This is a genomic window from Streptococcus mitis (assembly GCF_005844455.1).
Taxonomy (GTDB): Bacteria; Bacillota; Bacilli; order Lactobacillales; family Streptococcaceae; genus Streptococcus; species Streptococcus mitis_BF.
This window is the reverse complement of record NZ_SPGF01000085.1, coordinates 1-5237: the sequence shown is the minus strand read 5'-3', so window position 1 is coordinate 5237 and position 5237 is coordinate 1. Positions and strand designations below refer to the sequence as shown.

At 49.5% G+C, this 5237-nt stretch carries 2 tRNA genes and 3 rRNA genes; all 5 read right to left on the bottom strand.

Annotated features, from left to right (window positions below):
• Window positions 1-4: 4 nt before the first annotated feature.
• A 5S ribosomal RNA gene (gene rrf / locus FGQ53_RS11010) occupies window positions 5-120 on the bottom strand.
• A gap of 76 nt (window positions 121-196) precedes the next feature.
• Window positions 197-3097, bottom strand: a 23S ribosomal RNA gene (locus FGQ53_RS11005).
• A gap of 121 nt (window positions 3098-3218) precedes the next feature.
• Window positions 3219-3291, bottom strand: a tRNA-Ala gene (locus FGQ53_RS11000).
• 51 nt (window positions 3292-3342) lie between these two features.
• Window positions 3343-4888, bottom strand: a 16S ribosomal RNA gene (locus tag FGQ53_RS10995).
• Together the 16S, 23S and 5S rRNA genes with 2 tRNA genes alongside form the textbook arrangement of a ribosomal RNA operon.
• 243 nt (window positions 4889-5131) lie before the next feature.
• Window positions 5132-5203, bottom strand: a tRNA-Glu gene (locus FGQ53_RS10985).
• Between the last annotated feature and the right edge of the window lie 34 nt (window positions 5204-5237).

Below are 5237 nucleotides of genomic sequence, written 5' to 3'. Positions count from 1 at the left end.
TAGAGCTAAGCGACTTCCATATCTCACAGGGGGCAACCCCCAACTACTTCCGGCGTTCTAGGGCTTAACTTCTGTGTTCGGCATGGGTACAGGTGTATCTCCTAGGCTATCGTCACTTAACTCTGAGTAATACCTACTCAAAATTGAATATCTATTCAAATCAAGAAAACCATACGCTTTCATATTCTCAGTTACTTTGGATAAGTCCTCGAGCTATTAGTATTAGTCCGCTACATGTGTCGCCACACTTCCACTTCTAACCTATCTACCTAATCATCTCTCAGGGCTCTTACTGATATAAAATCATGGGAAATCTCATCTTGAGGTGGGTTTCACACTTAGATGCTTTCAGCGTTTATCCCTTCCCTACATAGCTACCCAGCGATGCCTTTGGCAAGACAACTGGTACACCAGCGGTAAGTCCACTCTGGTCCTCTCGTACTAGGAGCAGATCCTCTCAAATTTCCTACGCCCGCGACGGATAGGGACCGAACTGTCTCACGACGTTCTGAACCCAGCTCGCGTGCCGCTTTAATGGGCGAACAGCCCAACCCTTGGGACCGACTACAGCCCCAGGATGCGACGAGCCGACATCGAGGTGCCAAACCTCCCCGTCGATGTGAACTCTTGGGGGAGATAAGCCTGTTATCCCCAGGGTAGCTTTTATCCGTTGAGCGATGGCCCTTCCATACGGAACCACCGGATCACTAAGCCCGACTTTCGTCCCTGCTCGAGTTGTAGCTCTCGCAGTCAAGCTCCCTTATACCTTTACACTCTGCGAATGATTTCCAACCATTCTGAGGGAACCTTTGGGCGCCTCCGTTACCTTTTAGGAGGCGACCGCCCCAGTCAAACTGCCCGTCAGACACTGTCTCCGATAGGGATCACCTATCCGGGTTAGAGTGGCCATAACACAAGGGTAGTATCCCAACAACGTCTCCTTCGAAACTGGCGTCCCGATATCTTAGACTCCTACCTATCCTGTACATGTGGTACAGACACTCAATATCAAACTGCAGTAAAGCTCCATGGGGTCTTTCCGTCCTGTCGCGGGTAACCTGCATCTTCACAGGTACTAAAATTTCACCGAGTCTCTCGTTGAGACAGTGCCCAAATCATTACGCCTTTCGTGCGGGTCGGAACTTACCCGACAAGGAATTTCGCTACCTTAGGACCGTTATAGTTACGGCCGCCGTTTACTGGGGCTTCAATTCATACCTTCGCTTGCGCTAAGCACTCCTCTTAACCTTCCAGCACCGGGCAGGCGTCACCCCCTATACATCATCTTACGATTTAGCAGAGAGCTGTGTTTTTGATAAACAGTTGCTTGGGCCTATTCACTGCGGCTGACTTAAAGTCAGCACCCCTTCTCCCGAAGTTACGGGGTCATTTTGCCGAGTTCCTTAACGAGAGTTCTCTCGCTCACCTGAGGCTACTCGCCTCGACTACCTGTGTCGGTTTGCGGTACGGGTAGAGTATGTTTAAACGCTAGAAGCTTTTCTTGGCAGTGTGACGTCACTAACTTCGCTACTAAACTTCGCTCCCCATCACAGCTCAATGTTACAGATATAAGCATTTGACTCATATCACACCTCACTGCTTAGACAGACACTTCCAATCGTCTGCTTTAGTTAGCCTACTGCGTCCCTCCATCACTACATACTCTAGTACAGGAATATCAACCTGTTGTCCATCGGATACACCTTTCGGTCTCTCCTTAGGTCCCGACTAACCCAGGGCGGACGAGCCTTCCCCTGGAAACCTTAGTCTTACGGTGGACAGGATTCTCACCTGTCTTTCGCTACTCATACCGGCATTCTCACTTCTATGCGTTCCAGCACTCCTCACGGTACACCTTCTTCACACATAGAACGCTCTCCTACCATACCTATAAAGGTATCCACAGCTTCGGTAAATTGTTTTAGCCCCGGTACATTTTCGGCGCAGGGTCACTCGACTAGTGAGCTATTACGCACTCTTTGAATGAATAGCTGCTTCTAAGCTAACATCCTAGTTGTCTGTGCAACCCCACATCCTTTTCCACTTAACAATTATTTTGGGACCTTAGCTGGTGGTCTGGGCTGTTTCCCTTTCGACTACGGATCTTAGCACTCGCAGTCTGACTGCCGACCATAATTCTTTGGCATTCGGAGTTTATCTGAGATTGGTAATCCGGGATGGACCCCTCACCCAAACAGTGCTCTACCTCCAAGAATCTCAATGTCGACGCTAGCCCTAAAGCTATTTCGGAGAGAACCAGCTATCTCCAAGTTCGTTTGGAATTTCTCCGCTACCCACAAGTCATCCAAGCACTTTTCAACGTGCCCTGGTTCGGTCCTCCAGTGCGTCTTACCGCACCTTCAACCTGCTCATGGGTAGGTCACATGGTTTCGGGTCTACGTCATGATACTAATCCGCCCTATTCAGACTCGGTTTCCCTACGGCTCCGTCTCTTCAACTTAACCTCGCATCATAACGTAACTCGCCGGTTCATTCTACAAAAGGCACGCTCTCACCCATTAACGGGCTCGAACTTGTTGTAGGCACACGGTTTCAGGTTCTATTTCACTCCCCTCCCGGGGTGCTTTTCACCTTTCCCTCACGGTACTGGTTCACTATCGGTCACTAGGGAGTATTTAGGGTTGGGAGATGGTCCTCCCAGATTCCGACGGGATTTCTCGTGTCCCGCCGTACTCAGGATACTGCTAGGTACAAAGACTATTTTAAATACGAGGCTATTACTCTCTTTGGCTAATCTTCCCAAATCATTCTTCTATAATCTTTGAGTCCACATTGCAGTCCTACAACCCCGAAGAGTAAACTCTTCGGTTTGCCCTTCTGCCGTTTCGCTCGCCGCTACTAAGGCAATCGCTTTTGCTTTCTCTTCCTGCAGCTACTTAGATGTTTCAGTTCACTGCGTCTTCCTCCTCACATCCTTGACAGATGCGGGTAACAGGTAGCACCTGTTGGGTTCCCCCATTCGGAAATCCCTGGATCATCGCTTACTTACAGCTACCCAAGGCATATCGTCGTTTGTCACGTCCTTCTTCGGCTCCTAGTGCCAAGGCATCCACCGTGCGCCCTTATTAACTTAACCTTATTTTTGACCTTTCAGTCATAAACTCTTTTAATACTACAGCGTTTCGGTTTATTTTCTTGTTACTATTTGATATAGATATTCAATTTTCAATGTGCATTACTTGGTGATCTCTCACCAATGGAGCCTAGCGGGATCGAACCGCTGACCTCCTGCGTGCAAAGCAGGCGCTCTCCCAGCTGAGCTAAGGCCCCACAAGACCTCTCAAGACTAAACAAGACCAATGCGCAGTTCCTTATCCTTAGAAAGGAGGTGATCCAGCCGCACCTTCCGATACGGCTACCTTGTTACGACTTCACCCCAATCATCTATCCCACCTTAGGCGGCTGGCTCCTTGCGGTTACCTCACCGACTTCGGGTGTTACAAACTCTCGTGGTGTGACGGGCGGTGTGTACAAGGCCCGGGAACGTATTCACCGCGGCGTGCTGATCCGCGATTACTAGCGATTCCGACTTCATGTAGGCGAGTTGCAGCCTACAATCCGAACTGAGACTGGCTTTAAGAGATTAGCTTGCCGTCACCGGCTTGCGACTCGTTGTACCAGCCATTGTAGCACGTGTGTAGCCCAGGTCATAAGGGGCATGATGATTTGACGTCATCCCCACCTTCCTCCGGTTTATTACCGGCAGTCTCGCTAGAGTGCCCAACTAAATGATGGCAACTAACAATAGGGGTTGCGCTCGTTGCGGGACTTAACCCAACATCTCACGACACGAGCTGACGACAACCATGCACCACCTGTCACCTCTGTCCCGAAGGAAAGCCCTATCTCTAGAGCGGTCAGAGGGATGTCAAGACCTGGTAAGGTTCTTCGCGTTGCTTCGAATTAAACCACATGCTCCACCGCTTGTGCGGGCCCCCGTCAATTCCTTTGAGTTTCAACCTTGCGGTCGTACTCCCCAGGCGGAGTGCTTAATGCGTTAGCTGCGGCACTAAACCCCGAAAAGGGTCTAACACCTAGCACTCATCGTTTACGGCGTGGACTACCAGGGTATCTAATCCTGTTTGCTCCCCACGCTTTCGAGCCTCAGCGTCAGTTACAAGCCAGAGAGCCGCTTTCGCCACCGGTGTTCCTCCATATATCTACGCATTTCACCGCTACACATGGAATTCCACTCTCCCCTCTTGCACTCAAGTTAGACAGTTTCCAAAGCGTACTATGGTTAAGCCACAGCCTTTAACTTCAGACTTATCTAACCGCCTGCGCTCGCTTTACGCCCAATAAATCCGGACAACGCTCGGGACCTACGTATTACCGCGGCTGCTGGCACGTAGTTAGCCGTCCCTTTCTGGTAAGATACCGTCACAGTGTGAACTTTCCACTCTCACACTCGTTCTTCTCTTACAACAGAGCTTTACGATCCGAAAACCTTCTTCACTCACGCGGCGTTGCTCGGTCAGACTTCCGTCCATTGCCGAAGATTCCCTACTGCTGCCTCCCGTAGGAGTCTGGGCCGTGTCTCAGTCCCAGTGTGGCCGATCACCCTCTCAGGTCGGCTATGTATCGTCGCCTTGGTGAGCCGTTACCCCACCAACTAGCTAATACAACGCAGGTCCATCTGGTAGTGATGCAATTGCACCTTTTAAGCAAATGTCATGCAACATCTACTATTATGCGGTATTAGCTATCGTTTCCAATAGTTATCCCCCACTACCAGGCAGGTTACCTACGCGTTACTCACCCGTTCGCAACTCATCCAGAAGAGCAAGCTCTCCCTTCAGCGTTCTACTTGCATGTATTAGGCACGCCGCCAGCGTTCGTCCTGAGCCAGGATCAAACTCTCATTAAAAGTTTGAGTTCTCACTCATTTCTGTCACTGACAGATTTATTGTTTTTTTCATTGTTCAGTACTACAACCTTAGTTGTAGCGCCCTGCACATTGGTTCGTCTTGTTCAGTTTTCAAAGGTCTTTGTCACTTACTTCTCTCAAGCGACAACTATATTAGTATATCACAGTCGCTTTCGCTTGTCAACACTTTTTTGAAACTTTTTTAAACTTTTTTTCATCAAGTGTTACAACTGCAACATACCATAGTCCGTACGGGATTCGAACCCGTGTTACCGCCGTGAAAAGGCGGTGTCTTAACCCCTTGACCAACGGACCAGAGTTGTTATTTTCAACTCTTACTATTATACCG